We start from the raw sequence: 18,156 nt of genomic DNA, 5'->3' as shown, positions 1-18,156 counted from the left end.
CGAAATGCTGAGCCCCTACATGTCGCCCGTCGAGCGGGTCTGGTTCTACAGCTTGCGGATTCTCTGCGGCTTGATTCTGTTGTTCCTGATCCTGCCGGTGCTGGTCATCGTGCCGCTGTCGTTCAACTCGGGCAGCTTCCTGGTGTACCCGCTGCAGGGCTTCTCGCTGCAGTGGTACCACGACTTCTTCGCCTCGGCGGAGTGGATGCGCTCCCTGAAGAACAGCATCATCGTCGCCCCGGCGGCCACCGTGCTGGCGATGGTCTTCGGCACGCTGGCGTCCATCGGCCTGACCCGCGGCAACTTTCCCGGCAAGGCGCTGGTGATGGCGCTGGTGATTTCGCCGATGGTGGTGCCGGTGGTGATCATCGGCGTGGCCAGCTATCTGTTCTTCGCTCCGTTGGGCATGGGCAACAGCTTCGTCTCGCTGATCATCGTCCACGCTGTGCTGGGCGTACCCTTTGTGATCATCACCGTCTCGGCCACGCTGCAGGGCTTCAACCAGAATCTGGTGCGGGCCGCAGCCAGCCTCGGCGCTTCGCCGCTGATCACCTTCCGCCGGGTGACCCTGCCGCTGATCGCGCCGGGGGTGATCAGCGGGGCGCTGTTCGCCTTCGCCACCTCGTTCGATGAAGTGGTGGTTACGCTGTTCCTCGCCGGCCCCGAGCAAGCCACCTTGCCACGGCAGATGTTCAGCGGTATCCGCGAGAACCTCAGCCCGACCATCGCCGCCGCGGCGACGCTGCTGATCGCCTTCTCGGTGATCCTGCTGCTGACCCTGGAATGGCTGCGTGGCCGCAGCGAAAAACTGCGTACCGCACCGGTCTGATCAGCCCTGACGGATCGCTCCCGCACACGCCGGGGAGCGATCCGTTCAGGCATTCGTGCGCCAAATGACAGACAACCGCGAATCCCCAGCTACTCTTGTGCCAGCTCCCATCTTCATAAGAGGCCGCGCACATGAGTCTTTCCTCTTTCAAAATCGCTCACAAACTGCTCACCGGTTCTGCCGCCATCGAGCAACTCTCCACCGAACTCAGCCGCCTGGATGTCGATAACCCGCTGATCGTCACCGATGCCGCACTGGTCAAGTCCGGCACCGTGGAGCTGGCGCTGATGCAGCTGGGGGGCCGCGACTACGAGATTTTTGACCGGGTGCAGCCTGACCCGGAAATCGCCATCGTCGAAGACTGCATGCAGGTCTATCGCGAGGGCGGGCATGACGGGTTGATCGGCCTCGGTGGCGGCAGCGCCATCGATATCGCCAAAAGCGTGGCGGCCTACGCCGGTTATCACGGGGCACTCGAGGATCTGTTCGGCGTCGACCAGGTGCCACGCAAGGGGCCGCCGCTGATCGCCATCCCCACCACGGCCGGCACCGGCTCCGAGGTCACCAATGTGGCGATTCTCTCGGACAAGGTCGCGCAGTTGAAAAAGGGCATCGTCAGCGACTATCTGTTGCCGGATGTGGCGCTGGTCAGCCCGCAGATGACCCTGACCTGCCCGCGCAGCGTCACTGCCGCGAGCGGCGTCGATGCCCTGGTGCACGCCATCGAAGCCTACCTGTCGCTCAACGCCTCGCCCATCACCGACTCCCTGGCCCTCGGCGCCATCCGGCTGATCGTCCAGGCGCTGCCCAAGGCCTACGCCAATCCTGCCCACCTGCAGGCCCGCGAAGACATGGCCACCGCCAGCCTGATGGCCGGCATGGCCTTCGGCAACGCCGGGGTCGGTGCGGTGCACGCCCTGGCCTATCCACTGGGCGGGCGCTTCAACATCGGCCATGGCGTCAGCAACGCCTTGCTACTGCCCTACGTCATGACCTGGAACAAGATGGCCTGCGTCGAGCGCATGCAGGATATCGCCGAGGCCATGGGGGTCAGGACCGCTCATCTGAGCGCGGTCGAGGCTGCCGACAAGGCTGTCGAGGCCATGACCCAGCTCTGCACCGCGGTGGAAATTCCGTCGGGGCTGCGCAGTTTCGGGGTACCGCAGGAGGCGATCCCGTCCATGGCCGTGGAGGCCGCGGGGATCGAGCGTCTGATGCGCAACAACCCGCGCCGGCTGAGCCCCGGCGATATCGAGAAGATCTATCGCGCGGCTTACTGATCATCGCGGTTACGGTGCGCGCGCCAAAGCATGAGGTATACAATGCGCGCCACCGTGATTCTGCTCAAAAAAGGTGCGTCATGCAGCCCTTCGCTATTGCTCCGTCGATCCTCTCCGCCGATTTCGCCCGCCTGGGCGAGGAAGTGGACAATGTTCTCGCCGCTGGCGCCGACATCGTGCACTTCGATGTCATGGACAACCATTACGTACCCAACCTGACCATCGGCCCGATGGTCTGCGCGGCCCTGCGTAAATATGGCATCACCGCGCCGATCGACGCCCACCTGATGGTGAGCCCGGTGGATCGCATCATCGGCGACTTCATCGAGGCTGGCGCGACCTACATCACCTTCCACCCGGAAGCCACGCTGCACGTCGACCGCTCCCTGCAAATGATCCGCGAAGGCGGCTGCAAGGCCGGCCTGGTGTTCAACCCGGCCACCCCGCTGGACGTGCTCAAGTACGTCATGGACAAGGTCGACATGGTCTTGCTGATGAGCGTCAACCCGGGCTTTGGCGGCCAGAAGTTCATTCCGGGCACCCTCGACAAACTGCGCGAGGCCCGGGCTCTGATCGACGCTTCCGGTCGCGATATCCGCCTGGAAATCGACGGCGGCGTGAACGTCAACAACATCCGCGAAATCGCCGCGGCGGGCGCCGATACCTTCGTGGCCGGCTCGGCGATCTTCAATGCGCCGGACTACCGGAACGTGATCGAGAAGATGCGCGCCGAACTGGCGCTGGCGCGTCCATGAGCGGTTTCGAGCAGATGTTCCCCGGGCGTCTGCCGCGGCTGGTGATGTTCGACCTGGATGGCACCCTGGTCGATTCGGTTCCCGACCTCGCGGCGGCCGTGGATGACATGCTGCTCAAACTGGGGCGTCCGCCCGCCGGTATCGAGGCGGTGCGCGAGTGGGTCGGCAACGGCGTGCAGATGCTGGTCCGCCGGGCCCTGGCCAACGATATCGCGGCCGAGGGCGTCGACGATGCCGAGGCGCAGCGAGCGCTGGAACTATTCAACAACGCCTATGAGGATGGCCACGAACTGACCGTGGTCTATCCCGGCGTGCGCGACACCCTCAAGTGGCTGCACAAGCAGGGCGTCGAAATGGCGCTGATCACCAACAAGCCGGAGCGTTTCGTCGCGCCCTTGCTGGATCAGATGAAGATCGGCCGATATTTCCGCTGGATCATCGGCGGCGATACCCTGCCGCAGAAGAAACCCGACCCGGCAGCCCTGTTCTTCGTCATGAAAATGGCCAGCATTCCGGCCTCGCAATCGCTGTTCGTCGGCGACTCGCGCAGCGACGTTCAGGCGGCCAAAGCCGCGGGCGTGAAGTGCGTGGCACTGAGCTACGGCTACAACCACGGACGGCCGATTGCCGAGGAATTGCCGGCCCTGGTGATCGACGATCTGCGCCAGCTAATTCCCGGTTGCCTGGATCCGGCCGCTGAGATAACGTTGCCCGACGCTGTTCAATCCCCTCCTGGAAACGCCATCGTGGTGGTCACTCGCAAACTCTGGATGAAAGTCATCAAGGCCCTGGCCCGTTGGCGTTGGCGCGCCTGACGTGTTCCTGGCCGGTCTTCCGGCGCGTTTGCATACCTGACTGTCAGAACCTCAAGCCACGAGGCACCCCATGATCCGCGAAGAATTCCTGCGTTTGGCCGCTGCCGGCTATAACCGCATCCCGCTTGCCTGCGAAACCCTGGCCGACTTCGATACGCCGCTGTCGATCTACCTGAAACTGGCCGACCAGCCCAACTCCTACCTGCTGGAGTCGGTGCAGGGCGGCGAGAAGTGGGGCCGGTACTCGATCATCGGCTTGCCCTGCCGCACCGTGCTGCGGGTGCATGACCACCAGGTCCGCGTGACCCACGATGGTGTCGAGACCGAAAGCCATGAAGTGGCCGACCCGCTGGCGTTCGTCGAGGAGTTCAAGGCCCGCTACCAGGTGCCGACCATTGCTGGCCTGCCGCGTTTCAACGGTGGCCTGGTGGGCTACTTCGGTTACGACTGCGTGCGCTACGTGGAGAAGCGCCTGGGCAAATGCCCGAACCCGGATCCGATCGGCGTGCCGGACATTCTGCTGATGGTGTCCGACGCCGTGGTGGTGTTCGATAACCTGGCCGGCAAGATGCACGCCATCGTGCTCGCCGACCCGTCCCAGGACGATGCCTTCGAGCAAGGCCAGGCGCGTCTGCAGGCGTTGCTGGAAAAGTTGCGCCAGCCCATCACCCCGCGTCGTGGCCTGGACTTCAGCAGGCAGCAGGCGGCCGAGCCGGTGTTCCGTTCCAGCTTCACCCAGGGTGACTACGAGCGCGCCGTCGACACCATCAAGGAATACATCCTGGCGGGCGACTGCATGCAAGTGGTGCCGTCGCAGCGCATGTCCATCGACTTCAAGGCGGCGCCGATCGACCTGTACCGCGCCCTGCGTTGTTTCAACCCGACGCCTTACATGTATTTCTTCAACTTCGGCGACTTCCATGTGGTCGGCAGCTCGCCGGAAGTGCTGGTGCGGGTCGAAGACAACCTGATCACCGTGCGGCCGATCGCCGGCACCCGTCCGCGGGGCGCCACCGAAGAAGCCGACCGGGCGCTGGAAGAGGACCTGCTGTCCGACGCCAAGGAGATCGCCGAGCACCTGATGCTGATCGACCTGGGGCGCAACGACACCGGGCGGGTATCCGAGATCGGTTCGGTGAAGCTCACCGAGAAGATGGTGATCGAGCGTTATTCCAACGTGATGCACATCGTGTCCAACGTTACCGGCCAGTTGAAGCCCGGGCTGACTGCCATGGATGCGCTGCGGGCGATCCTGCCGGCGGGCACCTTGTCCGGCGCGCCGAAGATACGCGCAATGGAAATCATCGACGAGCTGGAGCCGGTCAAGCGCGGTGTCTATGGCGGGGCGGTGGGCTATTTCGCCTGGAACGGCAACATGGACACGGCCATCGCCATCCGCACCGCGGTGATCAAGGACGGCGAGTTGCATGTGCAGGCCGGTGGCGGCATCGTCGCCGACTCGGTGCCGGCGCTGGAATGGGAAGAAACCCTGAACAAGCGTCGCGCCATGTTCCGCGCCGTGGCCCTGGCCGAGCAGACGCCCGAAAGCTGAGTCCGGACAGCGGGGCATAAAAAACGCTGTCTCCTTGCGGGGGCAGCGTTTTTTATTGCCTGGGATTCTAGAAGTCGAGGCTGACCCCCACATTGATGCCCTGTTGGGTGAAGTCATCGTCCTTGCGGATGTTGTAGCTGGCGCGCAGGGCCAGGTCCTGGGTGACTTTGTGGCTGACGCCCAGGTTCAGGCGGTTCAGGTTGCTCTGCGGGGTGTAGCCTTCCAGGGTGTAGCGGTTATCCGGCAGGCTGTTGAGGGCCATGGTCAGGTTCTGGGTATCGTCCTCGTATTCCTTTTCGTGGGCGATTTCGCCGAAGACCTGGGTTTGCTGGGTGATCTGGTACTTGCCCTGCAGGCCGAGGCCCAGGCGCCGCGAGGTGCGCTTCTGGTCATCGAAGGTCAGCGCGGTGGAGTCGCTGCCGTCCTCGGAGTAGCCATCGACCTCGACCCGCGCATAGTCGGCGCTGACGAACGGCGACAGGTGCCACGGGCTGCTGCTCTGTTGGGCGATGTCGTAACCCACACGAGCGCTGAAGGCCAGGACGTCGCCGCTGGTATCGCCTTTTTCTCCGCGCTCGTTGGCGCCCAGGTCGAATTTGCGCTTGAGGTTGTCGTAGTCCAGATGCCCGGCGGTGGCTGCCGCGTCGGCCCACCAGCGGTTTTGTTGGTACTGGGCGAAAGCGGTGCCCAGGTAGGTGTTGAGTTTGTAGTCCGAATCGTTGCTGCCGGCTTCGAGCTTCTGCCGATAGGCGCCCGCCAGCACGCCCACGCGCCAGGCCTCGTTGAGTCGGTAGCTGCCGCCGACGTTGAGGTTGAAGCCGTTGCCGTCGGCGCTGGCGCCGCTGCGCTGGCTGTCGAAGTCCTGGTGCTGGCCGCCGCCGGCGACAATGGCGCGCCATTGGCCGACGCCCTGCCAGTTCTCCCAGTCGGCTTGCCACTGGTTGCGCAGCTCGTCCTGGTGCGCGCGCAGGGTGCCCTGGGCCATTTCCGGAAGCAGGGTGATTTCCCAGGGCGCCGCCAGCAGCGAGTAGGCGTAATCGGCAATCAGCTTCTGCCCGGCTTCGGTGGGGTGGACCGAGTCGTTATAGATCAGCTTGGTCGGGTCCGGTGTCGCACTGTGGATGCCGTAGCGGGCGTTTTCCGTGCAGCCGCTGCCGCTGAAGCAGGTGGCGGTGAGGTTCTGGTCGGTGGCCAGGTTGAACTGGGCCGGGTTGGCGAAGGCTTCTTTGAGCAGCAAGGGAATATTCAGGGCGATGACTTCGGCATTGACGGTCCGCAGTTGTTGCACCAGCCGGCTATTGAACTGATTGCTCAGCTGCGAGGCGGTGTTTTGAAAGGCGGTGCCATTGATCGCCGGGGTCAGGCCGATGTCCGGCAGCAGCCAGACCATGATGTAGCGGGCGCCGGCCTGTTGCAGGACCTGGGCGCTGCTGACCAGGCGATCGGCCGCGGCGTTGGCCTGGTCGGTGTTGAGGATCCGCCCCTGAAGGAAGTCGTTGCCGCCGCCGGACAGGTAATAGAGGGCATTCGGGTCGGCGCGCAGGCCGTTGCTTGGCAGATAGCCGGGGCGACTGCGGGAGCCGGTATCCGACGTGCCGGTGATCGATTCGAGAATCTGGTCGGTGCGATAACCGCCGACCGCCCAGTTGTTGCCGTCGGGCAGGCCTTCGCTGGCGCGGGTGGCCGAGGTCGAGGCGGCGAGCTGGTCCTGCGAGTACCCCAGCCTGGCGCCGAGCAATTGGGTCGAGTTGGCGGCACGGATTTCCCCGCTGCCGTCCAGGTAGAGCGGACCGGTGCGGTTGGTGAAACGATGGGTCGCTCCCGAGGGGCCGCCGGGGTCGGCGAATTGCCCGGCATCGTTGAGGCTGTCGCCGAACACGATAAAACTCGAATAGGGGGAGGGCGCGGCGATCGCCTGGGTGCAGGCCAGGGACAGGAGAGTGCTGGCAAGCGGTACAAACAATTTCTGTCTGATCATAAGGAAGTCCGTTTTATTTATTTTTGTATTGAACGAGACGACAGTACCAAAAACTTTTGCGCATCAGCTATGGCAAAAGGCCGCATCGTCTGTTTATCCGGGCGCGGGCCCCGCCATATTGCACGCTCTGCTCAGCTAAGTTACTGTGCCTGAACGTATGAATGAGACCTTCCCCGTGTTGATCGTCAGCAAACTCTTGATGCGAGTTGTTAAGGCCCACGCCCGTTGGCGTTGGCGCGCCTGACTGTTCTCTGCCGGCCCGGCCGGACCTGTACCGCTTTGCCTTCTTTACCCTCTGTTCGATTCCGCTTGTGCTGGTTGAGTGATTGCAGCCTGCGGCGGGCGCATCAGCGGGCAATCCACTGAAGGCCGTATTTAAAGTCAGTGAATTCAAGAGGTTGTAACCCCCATGTTGCTGATGATCGATAACTACGACTCCTTTACCTATAACGTTGTGCAGTACCTTGGCGAGCTGGGTGCCGAGGTCAAGGTGGTGCGCAACGACGAACTGACCGTGGCCGAGATCGAAGCGCTCAACCCTGAGCGGATCGTCGTATCGCCCGGCCCTTGCACGCCGACCGAAGCCGGCGTGTCCATCGAAGCCATCAAGCATTTCGCCGGCAAGCTGCCGATCCTGGGGGTCTGCCTGGGCCACCAGTCCATCGGCCAGGCCTTCGGCGGCGACGTGGTGCGCGCGCGCCAGGTGATGCACGGTAAGACTAGTCCGGTATTCCACCAGGACAAGGGTGTATTCGCCGGTCTGAACCACCCGCTGACCGTGACCCGTTACCACTCGCTGGTGGTCAAGCACGACACCTTGCCGGACTGCCTCGAGCTGACCGCCTGGACCCAACTGGAAGACGGCTCCGTCGACGAGATCATGGGGCTGCGCCACAAGACGCTGAACATCGAAGGGGTGCAGTTCCACCCCGAATCCATTCTCACCGAGCAGGGTCACGAGCTGTTCGCCAACTTCCTCAAACAGAGCGGCGGCACGCGCTAAGGACTTTCCATGGATATCAAGACAGCCCTGAGCCGTATCGTCGGCCACCTCGACCTGAGCACTGATGAAATGCGTCATGTCATGCGGGAAATCATGACCGGTCAGTGCACCGACGCGCAGATCGGCGCCTTCATGATGGCCATGCGCATGAAGAGCGAAAGCATCGATGAAATCGTCGGTGCCGTTTCGGTCATGCGCGAGCTGGCGGACAAGGTCGAACTGAAAACCCTCGACGGCGTGGTCGATGTAGTCGGCACCGGCGGTGACGGTGCGAACATCTTCAACGTGTCCACCGCTTCTTCCTTTGTCGTCGCCGCGGCCGGCTGCACGGTGGCCAAGCACGGCAACCGCGCGGTCTCCGGGAAAAGCGGCAGTGCCGATCTGCTCGAGTCCGCCGGTATCTACCTGAACCTGACCCCGGTACAGGTCGCCCGCTGCATCGACAACGTCGGCATCGGCTTCATGTTCGCCCAGGCCCATCACGGCGCGATGAAGCACGCCGCCGGCCCACGCCGCGAGCTGGGCCTGCGTACCCTGTTCAATATGCTCGGCCCGCTTACGAATCCGGCCGGCGTGAAACATCAGGTGGTGGGTGTGTTCACCCAGGCCCTGTGCCGGCCTCTGGCCGAAGTCTTGCAGCGCCTGGGCAGCAAGCACGTGCTGGTGGTGCACTCCCAGGACGGGCTGGATGAGTTCAGCCTCGCGGCACCGACTTATGTGGCCGAACTGAAAAACGACGAAATTACCGAATACTGGGTCCAGCCTGAAGACCTGGGCATCAAGAGCCAGAGCCTGTTCGGCCTGGTGGTCGAGAGCCCGGCGGCTTCGCTGGAACTGATTCGCGATGCCCTGGGACGGCGCAAGACCGAACATGGGCAGAAAGCAGCGGAGATGATCGTGCTCAATGCCGGTGCCGCGCTCTATGCGGCGGACCATGCCAGCAGCCTGAAAGAGGGCGTGGCCCTGGCCCATGATGCCCTGCACACCGGGTTGGCTCGCGAGAAGCTTGAGGAATTGGGCGCCTTTACCGCGGTATTCAAGCAGGAGAATGAAGGATGAGTGTGCCGACGGTTCTGGAAAAGATCCTCGCCCGCAAGGTCGAGGAAGTGGCTGAGCGCCGAGCGCGGGTGAGCCTGGCCGAACTCGAAGGCCTGGCCCGTTCCGCGGATGCGCCGCGGGGGTTTGCCAAGGCACTGCTCAACCAGGCCAAGCTCAAGCAGCCGGCGGTGATCGCTGAAATCAAGAAGGCTTCGCCGAGCAAAGGTGTGATCCGCGAGCACTTCGTGCCGGCAGAGATCGCCAAGAGCTATGAGAAGGGCGGGGCGACCTGCCTGTCGGTACTCACCGACATCGACTATTTCCAGGGCGCCGACGCTTACCTGCAGCAGGCGCGTGCCGCCTGTTCGCTGCCGGTGATCCGCAAGGACTTCATGATCGATCCGTACCAGATCGTCGAAGCCCGTGCCCTGGGCGCCGACTGTGTGCTGTTGATCGTGGCTGCGCTGGATGATGCCAAAATGGCCGAGCTGGCGGCGGTGGCCAAGGGCGTGGGGCTCGATGTGCTGGTGGAAGTGCACGACGGCGACGAACTGCAGCGCGCCCTGAAAACCCTCGACACGCCGCTGGTGGGTATCAACAACCGCAACCTGCACACCTTCGAGGTCAGTCTCGAGACCACCCTCGATCTGTTGCCGCAGATCCCGCGCGACCGTCTGGTGATCACCGAGAGCGGCATCCTCAACCGGGCCGATGTCGAGCTGATGGAAATCAGCGACGTCTACTCCTTCCTGGTGGGCGAAGCCTTCATGCGCGCCGAAAGCCCGGGCCAGGAGCTGCAGCGCCTGTTCTTCCCGGAGCGCGGCCTGCCGGTGAGCGGTTCGACCCTGGACTGAACCTGAGTTGATGAACAAGCCGGCGTCGCCGGCTTTTTCATATCCACTGCAAAAGGATTCTTACTGTCATGACCCTGCCTCTTTCCCTGACTGTCGAAGCCGGCCTGCAGGCCGAACAGGATTTGCTCGCCCAGGTCTGCACCGGTGATCAGGAATACGGTTTGCTGTTCTGGCAGCCCAGCGACAGGGCACTGGTCATGCCGCGCCGGTTGAGTCGCCTGCCGGGGTTCGAGCAGGCCTGCGATGAGCTGGCGGCCAGTGGCTGGCCGGTGTTGCTGAGGGAAACCGGCGGGGAGCCGGTGCCGCAGTTGGCGGCAACGGTCAATATTGCCCTGGTTTACGCGCCCCCGCGCAGCGAGGGCGACCAGAACCGGATCGAGACCGGTTATCACCGCTTGTGCCAGCCGATCTGCGATCTGCTCACCGAGTTGGGCGGCGAACCCTCCCTGGGCGAAATCGACGGTGCTTTCTGCGATGGTCGTTTCAACGTCAATCTCAACGGACGCAAGATGGTCGGCACGGCCCAGCGTTGGCGCCAGAGCAAGGGTGGGACGCGCCCGGTCGGGCTGGTGCATGGGGCGCTGCTGCTGGAGGACGAGCGGGAAACCATGGTGGCGGCGGTCAATCGTTTCAACCGGGCCTGTGGCCTGGAGCAGCGTTGCCGCGCCGAGAGCCATATCGCCTTGCATGAGGTGTTCGTTGCGTCGAATGCCCTCGAGCGCCTGGATGCCTTGTACCGGCAGATGCTGTCGCAGGTATTACCGCTCTAGCGGGTGCCAAACACCACCATGGTCTTGCCCTTGACGTGGACCAGGTTGCGTTCTTCGAGGTCCTTGAGCACCCGGCCGACCATCTCCCGGGAGCAGCCGACGATCCGTCCGATTTCCTGACGTGTCACCTTGATCTGCATGCCGTCCGGGTGCGTCATGGCGTCAGGCTGTTTGCACAGGTCGAGCAGGCAGCGGGCCACCCGCCCGGTGACGTCAAAAAATGCCAGGTCGCCGACCTTGCGTGTGGTGTTGCGCAGGCGCTGGGCGATCTGGCCGCCGAGCACATAGAGAATGTCCGGATCCTGCTGGGACAGTTCGCGGAATTTCACATAACTGATCTCGGCGACTTCGCATTCGACCTTGGCCCGTACCCAGGCGCTGCGTTGTTGCTCATGCCCGGCCTGTTCGAACAGGCCCAGTTCGCCGAAAAAGTCCCCGGCATTGAGGTAGGCGATGATCATTTCCCGGCCGTCATCGTCTTCGATCAGGATGGTGACCGAGCCTTTGATGATGAAGAACAGCGTGTCCGACTGGTCGCCGGCGCAGATGATGTTGCTCTTGGCCTGGTAACGGCGGCGCTGGCAATGCATCAACAGCTTGTCGAGGTTCTTGATCCTGGGTGTAGGGGCAACAGCAACCATGGTTGTATCCCGAAAAGGCAGCGCGGTGTGATTTGGTTTTCTTGTGGGAGCTGGCAAAGCGCCAGCGATTTGGCGCCAGCTTAACAGACACATCCTTTCGTTAATTAAGAATTTTCCTATCAGAACCGAGTGTGGCACCGGATCCGGCAAAGCGCTGCCCTTTCGAGCCCCTGTGCTAAGCTGGCGACCCTTTTTTAGCAGTGGAGTCTTGGCGATGAAGGCACGCATCCAATGGGCTGGCGAAGCCATGTTCCTCGGGGAGTCGGGCAGCGGTCATGTGGTGGTAATGGATGGCCCGCCGGAAGCCGGTGGCCGTAACCTGGGCGTGCGCCCGATGGAGATGCTGCTGCTTGGTGTGGGCGGTTGCAGCAGTTTCGACGTGGTCAGCATCCTGAAAAAATCCCGCCAGCCTGTCGAAAGTTGCGAAGCTTTCCTCGACGCCGAGCGTGCTACCGAGGACCCCAAGGTCTTCACCAAGATCCACATGCACTTCGTGGTCAAGGGCCGTGGGCTGAAGGAAGCCCAGGTCAAGCGTGCTATCGAGCTGTCGGCGGAAAAGTACTGCTCGGCATCGATCATGCTCGGCGCGGCCGGGGTTGCCATCACTCACGATTACGAAATCGTCGAGCTCGGGTGAGTCGCCATTCGCCCCTCCTGAATTCGCGACAAAAGAAAGGGCGCTGAAAGAGCGCCCTTTTTTTGCCTGCGATTGGTCTCGCTCAGATCCGGTAAGTGCTTTTGGTCATGACCTTGGCCAGCAGGCTCATGCCGAACTTCACCGGCGCCGGGAAGCGGAATCCACCGGCATCCAGGGCACTTTCGGCGTGTTGTTCTTCGTCGATGCGCATTTGTTCGAGAATCGCCCGGGACTTTTCGTCCTCGGCCGGTAATTGCGCGAGGTGTTCGTTGAGGTGTTTGCACACCTGATCTTCAGTGGCCGCCACGAAACCCAGGCTGACCTTGTCGCTGATCAGCCCGGCAACCGCGCCGATACCGAACGACATGCCGTAGAACAGGGGGTTGAGGACGCTGGGGTGGCTGCCCAGCTGGCGGATGCGTTGTTCGCACCAGGCCAGGTGGTCGATTTCTTCTTCCGCGGCATGCTCCATGGCGGCGCGCACCTGCGGCAGCTTGGCGGTCAGGGCCTGGCCCTGGTACAGCGCCTGGGCGCAGACTTCACCGGTGTGGTTGATGCGCATCAGGCCGGCGACATGCCGGGTGTCTTCTTCGCTCATCTGCGCGTCCGGCTGCACGATGGCAGGGGACGGGCGATAAGGCTGACCGCTGAAGGGTAGCAAGGTGCGCATTGCCGCGTCTGCCTGCAGCAGGAGACGGTCAAGCGGCGAGTAGTGACGTTGGGTAGCCATGCTTACCTCCGGGAAGAATCACGGCGGCCAGTTTACCCCAATCGATGGTGCGAGGCCTGCGCTGGATCAGCACACCCGCGGTAAAACCGCGCGTGGGGTGTGCTGGCGCGCACGGTCGGGCGGAATCAGCCCGGAGGCCAGTGCATCTGGCGCTGACCCAGAACGTGCATGTGAATGTGGTACACGGTCTGGCCGCCCAGTTCATTGCAGTTCATGACGACGCGGAAGCCGTCTTCGCAACCCAGTTCCTTGGCCAGGCGCTGGGCGGTGAACAGAATATGGCCGGCCAGCAGCTTGTCGTCTTCGGTCAGGTCGTTGAGGGTGCGCACTGGTTTTTTCGGGATCACCAGGAAATGCACGGGCGCCTGTGGGGCGATATCGTGGAAGGCCAGAACCTGGTCGTCCTCGTAGATGATCCTCGCGGGTATTTCCCGGTTGATGATCTTGGTGAACAGAGTATCCACAGCTGTTTCTCCGTTGTGTTGGTCCGGGCTGAGTGTACTCAGGCAAGCCGAGTGCGCCCAGCCTTGGATGGTTGTCTGGTCAGCGCGGGCAATAGGCTTTGTTGACGGCGCCGGAAATCTTTCGGGTCAGCCAGCGCGAACCCAGGCGTGGGCTGAAGGCGAACCAGCGGTTGCGGCGACCGGGGATGATGATCGCGCGGTTCTTGTCCAGGGCGCGCACGGTATACAGAGCGACTTCTTCCGGGCTCATCAGCAATTTGCTGTCGTTGAGTTTCTCGGTGTTCAGCTGGGCGGTATTGAAGAAGCCGGTGCGGGTCGGGCCGGGGCAGAGCACGGAAACCTTGATCCCGTTCTTCTTCAGTTCTTCGCGCAGGCCTTCGGAGAAGTGCAGCACATAGGCCTTGCTGGCGTAGTAGGTGCTCATCCAGGGGCCGGGATAGAAGCCGGCGATCGAGGCGACGTTGAGAATCTGCCCGCCGCCCTGCAGCGCCATGCTGTTGCCCAGGGCATGGCACAGGCGGGTAAGGGCCAGGATGTTCACTTCGATCAGGTCCTGCTCGGTCATCCAGTCCTGGGCGAGGAACGGGCCACAGGTGCCGATCCCGGCGCAATTCACCAGCAGATCGATCTGCCGGTCGCCTTCCTCCAGCTCCAGCAGAAAACCCGAAAGCCGCAGAGGTTCACCCAGGTCGCAGGCGCGAAACAGCACTTCCACGCCAAAGCGCTGGGTCAGTTCGATGGCGATACTTTCCAGCTGATCACGCTGCCGGGCCACCAGGATCAGGCTGCGGCCGCGTCGGGCCAGCGCTTCGGCCAGGGCCAGGCCTATGCCGCTGGAAGCACCGGTGATCAGAGCGTAACGGGTCATGCGGTTCTCCATTGCAACGGCCGGCCGCCTGTGGGTAAAGGTCCAGGGCGGCGGCGTGCTAAATCAAGCCGATAGTTTACAGGTGGCCGGGGCCGGCTTGCTGTTTTCGATCGTGGGATCAAACCGAGCTGAGTCCACCGATGAAGGACAGCAACAGAACGACTATCCACAGCGCCGCCAACACCTTGACCCCGCTGCTGTTCGGCGGTGGTGGCGCGCCGTAGCGGTTGGCGCCGGTGTTGCCCGGCAGGACCGCGAGCAGTAGTGGGAACACTGCATAGACAAAAGGCAGCAGGTTCAACAGCCAGAGCCAGCCCGACCAGCCAAGGTCATGCAGGCGTTGAACGGAGATGGTGATGTTCAGGTAAGCGAAGCCTATCGCCACACAGCCAAGGAATATCATCCCTATGACCTGCAGCCCGTTACCGATGAGCGCCGCGGTCAGGAAGCCACCGACCAGGACCGCCAGTAGTAGCAACGCCAGGGTCCAGGCCAGATAACGCAGGCGTCCGATGCGCCCTTCGACGGAATGGAATTTCAGCTCGCCAAACTCCGGGAGGGGATCGCCGACACTGGCTTGCGGTGGGGCGTAGGGCGAAGCACCGGTACTGGCCTCGGGCTCTGGAGCAGGGGGCGGGCGCAGCCAGTCACTTGTGGTGCTGGGTTCTGCCTGGGGCGCGGGCACCGCAGGAGCTGGCGCTGTGGCTGTGGCTGTGGCTGTGGGCGCAGGTGCAGGTCTCGGGGCCGGCTGGCCGGCACCTGGTGCAAGGTCCGGCTCGAGGCGTGGGTCGATGCCGGCCTGATTCAGCGCAGCAAGATAAATCTCCGCATCCTGCTGCGAGAGGTCACGCTTGAGGGTGATGGTTTGTCCCCTGAACAGAGGCTCGATCGCAGCGATATCGCTTTTGAACAGCTTGGCGATTTTCTGCTTGGCGTGTTCGATCTCGACTCCCGGAAGCACGGCCCCGTCAAATAGGATTTTGAAACGGTTTTCGCTCATGCTGGGCTTCCTTGTCGGCTTTATATAGAAGGGGGGCTTAATCGGGCGATAGTTTAAGGCCAGCCATCCATTGCCGGCCAAAAAAACATCAGCGATTCAGCGCGGCCAGCGTTTCGGCAAGCGGGCGGCCTGCTCCAGTGCCGCGCGGTATTCGGCGTCCAGACGGGCGACCAGTTGGTCGACACTCGGCAAGTCATCGATTTCACCAACGCCTTGGCCGGCGGACCATACGGTCTTCCAGGCTTTGGCTTCGTCGTTGACCGGTTTGAGCTTCGAGCCGAAGTCGACGTCGCCCTTGCCTTGCAGGGCGGCGAGGTCGAAGCCGGCACTTTCCAGGCTTTGGCGCATGAAACTGGCCGGAACCCCGGAGACCGCCGCGGTATGCACGATGTCGGCGGCCTTGGCGCTCAGCAGCATGTCCTTGTAGGCCTGGGGCGCGTGGCTTTCCGTGGTACCGATAAAGCGGGTGCCGAAATAGGCGAGGTCGGCGCCGAGCAGTTGTGCGGCGAGGATCTCGTGGCCGTGGTTCAGGCAGCCAGCCAGCAGCAGCGTCTTGTCGAAGAACTGGCGGATTTCGGCGATCAGCGAGAACGGACTCCAGGTCCCGGCATGGCCGCCGGCGCCCGCGGCTACTGCGATCAACCCGTCGACCCCGGCCTCGGCGGCTTTTTCCGCATGGCGTCGAGTAGTGACGTCATGGAACACCAGGCCGCCGTAGTCATGCACCGCATCGACCAGATCCTTTACTGCCCCCAGGCTGGTGATGACGATAGGCACCTTGTGTTCGATGCAGATTGCCAGGTCGGCCTTCAGGCGTGGGTTGCTGTGGTGCACGATCAGGTTGACGGCATAAGGCGCGGGGTTCTCCAGGGTCGCAAGGCCCGCTTCGATTTCTTCCAGCCAGGCCTTGAAACCGCTGCTTTCACGCTGGTTGAGGGCTGGAAAGCTGCCGACCACACCATTGCGACAGCAAGCCAGGACCAGTTGCGGGTTGGAAATCAGGAACATCGGTGCCGCCACGACGGGCAGGCGCAGGCGTTGTTCGAGCAGAGCGGGCAGCGACATTGGAAGTACCCCGAATAAGGACGGCTGGTAGGAGTTAGAACGGCCGGACGACGACCAGAATTACAACAGCCAGCAATACCAGAACTGGAACTTCATTGAACCAGCGGTAAAAGACATGGCTGCGGGTGTTTTCGCCACGGGCAAAACGTTTTACCTGGGCGCCACACATGTGGTGGTAGCCAATCAGGATGACTACCAGTGTCAGTTTGGCGTGCATCCAGCCGCCCTGGCCGAAGTACGCGCTGGGGTTCAGGCTCAGCAGCCAGATGCCGAAAACCAGCGTGGCGATCATCGCTGGGCCCATGATCCCGCGATACAGCTTGCGCTCCATGATGCTGAAGCGTTCCTTACTGATCGTGTCTTCGCTTTGGGCGTGGTAAACGAACAGGCGCGGCAGGTAGAACAGTCCGGCAAACCAGCAGACCAGACTGACGATGTGCAAGGCTTTGAGCCATAGATAGAGCATTTTGGTTATTCCCAGGTTCACGGTGGCGAAGATAGTAGAGGCTGGAGCCTCCGCACGTCACCTTGACGGTTGTCGCAGGGTCTTTCGGCCCCTATTATCGACGGCTTTCCAGTGGGTTCGTTGAGGGCAGGTTTATGGTCAAGGTCGGTATCGTCGGCGGCACGGGTTACACCGGTGTCGAACTGCTGCGTCTGTTGGCACAGCATCCGCAAGCTGAAGTGGTTGTCATCACTTCCCGATCCGAGGCGGGCCTTGCTGTTGCCGATATGTACCCGAACCTGCGAGGCCACTACGACGGCCTGGCGTTCAGCGTTCCGGACATCAAGACCCTCGGAGCCTGCGACGTGGTGTTCTTCGCGACGCCGCACGGCGTTGCCCACGCCCTGGCGGGTGAGTTGCTGGCGGCGGGGACCAAGGTCATTGACCTGTCGGCGGACTTCCGCCTGCAGGACGCCGATGAGTGGGCCAAGTGGTACGGTCAGCCCCATGGCGCCCCTGAGCTGTTGGATGAAGCGGTGTATGGCCTACCGGAAGTCAATCGCGAGCAGATCAAGAAGGCACGCCTGATCGCTGTTCCAGGTTGCTACCCGACGGCGACCCAGCTCGGTTTCCTGCCACTGCTGGAGGCGGGCCTGGCAGACACTTCGCGGCTGATTGCCGACTGCAAGTCGGGCGTCAGCGGTGCCGGTCGTGGCGCCAGTGTCGGCTCCCTGTATTCCGAGACGTCGGAAAGCATGAAGGCTTACGCGGTCAAGGGGCACCGTCACCTGCCGGAGATCCGTCAGGGGCTGCGTCGTGCGGCGGGCAAGGATGTCGGCCTGACGTTCGTACCGCACCTGACGCCGATGATTCGCGGCATTCACTCGACGCTCTACTCCACCGTCGTCGACAAGTCGGTGGATCTGCAGGCGCTGTTCGAGAAGCGTTATGCCAACGAACCGTTCGTGGACGTCATGCCGGCGGGCAGCCATCCGGAAACCCGCAGCGTGCGGGGCGCCAACGTATGCAGGATCGCCGTGCACCGTCCGCAGGATGGCGATCTGGTGGTGGTGTTGTCGGTGATCGACAATCTGGTGAAGGGCGCTTCGGGCCAGGCGGTACAGAACCTGAACATCCTGTTCGGTCTGGATGAGCGCCTGGGTCTGTCCCACGCCGGCATGCTGCCGTAAGGCGTCTGCCCGCTTCAGCAAAAAGGCCCATAACGGGCCTTTTTGCATTTTGCGCGGTGGCTTGGGCTTATTGATATACCGTAACAATAGTTGACCGCTTTTCTGGGAGAAGCGGATAATGCGCGTCATCACGCATTATGGCGGCGTAACGCCGGGAGATAGTCAGCATCGCGGACATCCTGATGTTCAACGCGCACCAGGTGCCGGTCGGTCGCGACCAGATCCAGCACGTGGAAATGGCC

The 18,156-nt window shown here is 62.7% G+C and carries 19 protein-coding genes and 1 pseudogene; 12 read left to right on the top strand and 8 right to left on the bottom strand.

The genetic code is table 11. From position 1 onward, the window contains the following. The first annotated feature begins 4 nt into the window (after positions 1 to 4). The 5 genes from ACQKQA_RS21995 (at position 5) to trpE (ending at position 5,231) form a co-directional block, all read left to right on the top strand. Complete coding sequence (locus ACQKQA_RS21995; protein ID WP_427562332.1) at positions 5 to 829, top strand: ABC transporter permease; 825 nt, start codon at positions 5 to 7, stop codon at positions 827 to 829. Positions 830 to 960: 131 nt separating this feature from the next. Continuing rightward, positions 961 to 2,109, top strand: coding sequence for an iron-containing alcohol dehydrogenase (locus ACQKQA_RS21990; protein WP_427562329.1), 1,149 nt, complete (start codon positions 961 to 963; stop codon positions 2,107 to 2,109). Positions 2,110 to 2,189: 80 nt separating this feature from the next. Then, positions 2,190 to 2,864, top strand: coding sequence for a ribulose-phosphate 3-epimerase (gene rpe, locus ACQKQA_RS21985; protein WP_427562326.1), 675 nt, complete (start codon positions 2,190 to 2,192; stop codon positions 2,862 to 2,864). Beyond that, complete coding sequence (locus ACQKQA_RS21980; RefSeq protein ID WP_427562323.1) at positions 2,861 to 3,679, top strand: phosphoglycolate phosphatase; 819 nt, start codon at positions 2,861 to 2,863, stop codon at positions 3,677 to 3,679. Before rpe ends, ACQKQA_RS21980 begins: the two co-directional genes overlap by 4 nt. A gap of 70 nt (positions 3,680 to 3,749) precedes the next feature. Beyond that, positions 3,750 to 5,231 carry an anthranilate synthase component I gene (gene trpE, locus ACQKQA_RS21975; protein WP_427562321.1) on the top strand — a complete coding sequence of 494 codons (1,482 nt, stop codon included), beginning with the start codon at positions 3,750 to 3,752 and terminating at the stop codon, positions 5,229 to 5,231. A gap of 67 nt (positions 5,232 to 5,298) precedes the next feature. Here trpE and estP read toward each other — a convergent pair whose 3' ends face one another. Further along, a complete protein-coding gene (gene estP, locus ACQKQA_RS21970; RefSeq protein WP_427562318.1) occupies positions 5,299 to 7,209 on the bottom strand; it encodes an esterase EstP in 1,911 nt (636 codons plus the stop codon). A gap of 409 nt (positions 7,210 to 7,618) precedes the next feature. On the opposite strand from estP, the gene ACQKQA_RS21965 reads away from it, so the two are divergent. The 4 genes from ACQKQA_RS21965 (at position 7,619) to ACQKQA_RS21950 (ending at position 10,874) form a co-directional block, all read left to right on the top strand. After that, a complete protein-coding gene (locus ACQKQA_RS21965; protein ID WP_007930170.1) occupies positions 7,619 to 8,212 on the top strand; it encodes an aminodeoxychorismate/anthranilate synthase component II in 594 nt (197 codons plus the stop codon). Positions 8,213 to 8,221: 9 nt separating this feature from the next. Continuing rightward, complete coding sequence (gene trpD, locus ACQKQA_RS21960) at positions 8,222 to 9,271, top strand: anthranilate phosphoribosyltransferase (RefSeq protein ID WP_427562314.1); 1,050 nt, start codon at positions 8,222 to 8,224, stop codon at positions 9,269 to 9,271. After that, positions 9,268 to 10,104, top strand: a complete 837-nt coding sequence (gene trpC / locus ACQKQA_RS21955; protein ID WP_427562311.1) for an indole-3-glycerol phosphate synthase TrpC — start codon at positions 9,268 to 9,270, stop codon at positions 10,102 to 10,104. The genes trpD and trpC overlap by 4 nt, the downstream gene beginning before the upstream one ends. Before the next feature lie 68 nt (positions 10,105 to 10,172). Further along, positions 10,173 to 10,874 (top strand): lipoate--protein ligase family protein, encoded by a 702-nt coding sequence (locus tag ACQKQA_RS21950; RefSeq protein ID WP_427562308.1) that lies wholly within the window; start codon positions 10,173 to 10,175, stop codon positions 10,872 to 10,874. Here the strand turns inward: ACQKQA_RS21950 and crp are convergent. Beyond that, positions 10,871 to 11,515, bottom strand: coding sequence for a cAMP-activated global transcriptional regulator CRP (crp, locus tag ACQKQA_RS21945; protein WP_427562305.1), 645 nt, complete (start codon positions 11,513 to 11,515; stop codon positions 10,871 to 10,873). The two genes, ACQKQA_RS21950 and crp, sit on opposite strands and share 4 nt — an antisense overlap. Before the next feature lie 214 nt (positions 11,516 to 11,729). Here crp and ACQKQA_RS21940 point away from each other — a divergent pair, with 214 nt between their 5' ends. Next, positions 11,730 to 12,152 (top strand): OsmC family protein, encoded by a 423-nt coding sequence (locus ACQKQA_RS21940; protein WP_427562302.1) that lies wholly within the window; start codon positions 11,730 to 11,732, stop codon positions 12,150 to 12,152. Between the two features lie 82 nt (positions 12,153 to 12,234). Here ACQKQA_RS21940 and coq7 read toward each other — a convergent pair whose 3' ends face one another. The 6 genes from coq7 to hemJ all read right to left on the bottom strand — a co-directional run bounded on the left by coq7 (position 12,235) and on the right by hemJ (position 16,745). Further along, positions 12,235 to 12,882, bottom strand: a complete 648-nt coding sequence (gene coq7, locus ACQKQA_RS21935) for a 2-polyprenyl-3-methyl-6-methoxy-1,4-benzoquinone monooxygenase (RefSeq protein WP_427562299.1) — start codon at positions 12,880 to 12,882, stop codon at positions 12,235 to 12,237. 125 nt (positions 12,883 to 13,007) lie between these two features. Then, positions 13,008 to 13,346 carry a histidine triad nucleotide-binding protein gene (locus tag ACQKQA_RS21930; protein WP_427562296.1) on the bottom strand — a complete coding sequence of 113 codons (339 nt, stop codon included), beginning with the start codon at positions 13,344 to 13,346 and terminating at the stop codon, positions 13,008 to 13,010. A gap of 79 nt (positions 13,347 to 13,425) precedes the next feature. Next, positions 13,426 to 14,214, bottom strand: coding sequence for an SDR family NAD(P)-dependent oxidoreductase (locus ACQKQA_RS21925; RefSeq protein ID WP_427562294.1), 789 nt, complete (start codon positions 14,212 to 14,214; stop codon positions 13,426 to 13,428). Positions 14,215 to 14,332: 118 nt separating this feature from the next. Continuing rightward, the gene (locus ACQKQA_RS21920; protein WP_427562291.1) at positions 14,333 to 15,214 is read right to left on the bottom strand and encodes a DUF805 domain-containing protein; all 882 of its coding nucleotides are present in this window, start codon (positions 15,212 to 15,214) and stop codon (positions 14,333 to 14,335) included. Positions 15,215 to 15,310: 96 nt separating this feature from the next. Continuing rightward, positions 15,311 to 16,279 (bottom strand): NAD(P)H-dependent flavin oxidoreductase, encoded by a 969-nt coding sequence (locus ACQKQA_RS21915; protein WP_427562288.1) that lies wholly within the window; start codon positions 16,277 to 16,279, stop codon positions 15,311 to 15,313. A 34-nt stretch (positions 16,280 to 16,313) separates the two neighbouring features. Next, positions 16,314 to 16,745, bottom strand: coding sequence for a protoporphyrinogen oxidase HemJ (gene hemJ / locus ACQKQA_RS21910; RefSeq protein ID WP_427562286.1), 432 nt, complete (start codon positions 16,743 to 16,745; stop codon positions 16,314 to 16,316). 134 nt (positions 16,746 to 16,879) lie between these two features. On the opposite strand from hemJ, the gene argC reads away from it, so the two are divergent. Then, entirely contained in the window at positions 16,880 to 17,914 is a 1,035-nt protein-coding gene (gene argC, locus ACQKQA_RS21905; RefSeq protein WP_009045860.1) for an N-acetyl-gamma-glutamyl-phosphate reductase, read from the top strand. 158 nt (positions 17,915 to 18,072) lie between these two features. Then, a pseudogene (locus ACQKQA_RS21900) lies at positions 18,073 to 18,156 on the top strand (hypothetical protein); the annotation flags it as partial.

This window comes from Pseudomonas sp. NPDC089530 (genome assembly GCF_050280705.1).
Classification (GTDB): Bacteria; Pseudomonadota; Gammaproteobacteria; order Pseudomonadales; family Pseudomonadaceae; genus Aquipseudomonas.
This window is presented reverse-complemented; position numbering and strand designations above follow the sequence as displayed.

Bases quoted from the DNA above. Each gene is read 5' to 3' on its own strand.
- ACQKQA_RS21995 (WP_427562332.1), top strand. From the start codon at position 5: ATGCTGAGCCCCTACATGTCGCCCGTCGAGCGGGTCTGGTTCTACAGC.
- ACQKQA_RS21990 (WP_427562329.1), top strand. From the start codon at position 961: ATGAGTCTTTCCTCTTTCAAAATCGCTCACAAACTGCTCACCGGTTCT.
- rpe (WP_427562326.1), top strand. From the start codon at position 2,190: ATGCAGCCCTTCGCTATTGCTCCGTCGATCCTCTCCGCCGATTTCGCC.
- ACQKQA_RS21980 (WP_427562323.1), top strand. From the start codon at position 2,861: ATGAGCGGTTTCGAGCAGATGTTCCCCGGGCGTCTGCCGCGGCTGGTG.
- trpE (WP_427562321.1), top strand. From the start codon at position 3,750: ATGATCCGCGAAGAATTCCTGCGTTTGGCCGCTGCCGGCTATAACCGC.
- estP (WP_427562318.1), bottom strand. From the start codon at position 7,209: ATGATCAGACAGAAATTGTTTGTACCGCTTGCCAGCACTCTCCTGTCC.
- ACQKQA_RS21965 (WP_007930170.1), top strand. From the start codon at position 7,619: ATGTTGCTGATGATCGATAACTACGACTCCTTTACCTATAACGTTGTG.
- trpD (WP_427562314.1), top strand. From the start codon at position 8,222: ATGGATATCAAGACAGCCCTGAGCCGTATCGTCGGCCACCTCGACCTG.
- trpC (WP_427562311.1), top strand. From the start codon at position 9,268: ATGAGTGTGCCGACGGTTCTGGAAAAGATCCTCGCCCGCAAGGTCGAG.
- ACQKQA_RS21950 (WP_427562308.1), top strand. From the start codon at position 10,173: ATGACCCTGCCTCTTTCCCTGACTGTCGAAGCCGGCCTGCAGGCCGAA.
- crp (WP_427562305.1), bottom strand. From the start codon at position 11,515: ATGGTTGCTGTTGCCCCTACACCCAGGATCAAGAACCTCGACAAGCTG.
- ACQKQA_RS21940 (WP_427562302.1), top strand. From the start codon at position 11,730: ATGAAGGCACGCATCCAATGGGCTGGCGAAGCCATGTTCCTCGGGGAG.
- coq7 (WP_427562299.1), bottom strand. From the start codon at position 12,882: ATGGCTACCCAACGTCACTACTCGCCGCTTGACCGTCTCCTGCTGCAG.
- ACQKQA_RS21925 (WP_427562294.1), bottom strand. From the start codon at position 14,214: ATGACCCGTTACGCTCTGATCACCGGTGCTTCCAGCGGCATAGGCCTG.
- ACQKQA_RS21920 (WP_427562291.1), bottom strand. From the start codon at position 15,214: ATGAGCGAAAACCGTTTCAAAATCCTATTTGACGGGGCCGTGCTTCCG.
- ACQKQA_RS21915 (WP_427562288.1), bottom strand. From the start codon at position 16,279: ATGTCGCTGCCCGCTCTGCTCGAACAACGCCTGCGCCTGCCCGTCGTG.
- hemJ (WP_427562286.1), bottom strand. From the start codon at position 16,745: ATGCTCTATCTATGGCTCAAAGCCTTGCACATCGTCAGTCTGGTCTGC.
- argC (WP_009045860.1), top strand. From the start codon at position 16,880: ATGGTCAAGGTCGGTATCGTCGGCGGCACGGGTTACACCGGTGTCGAA.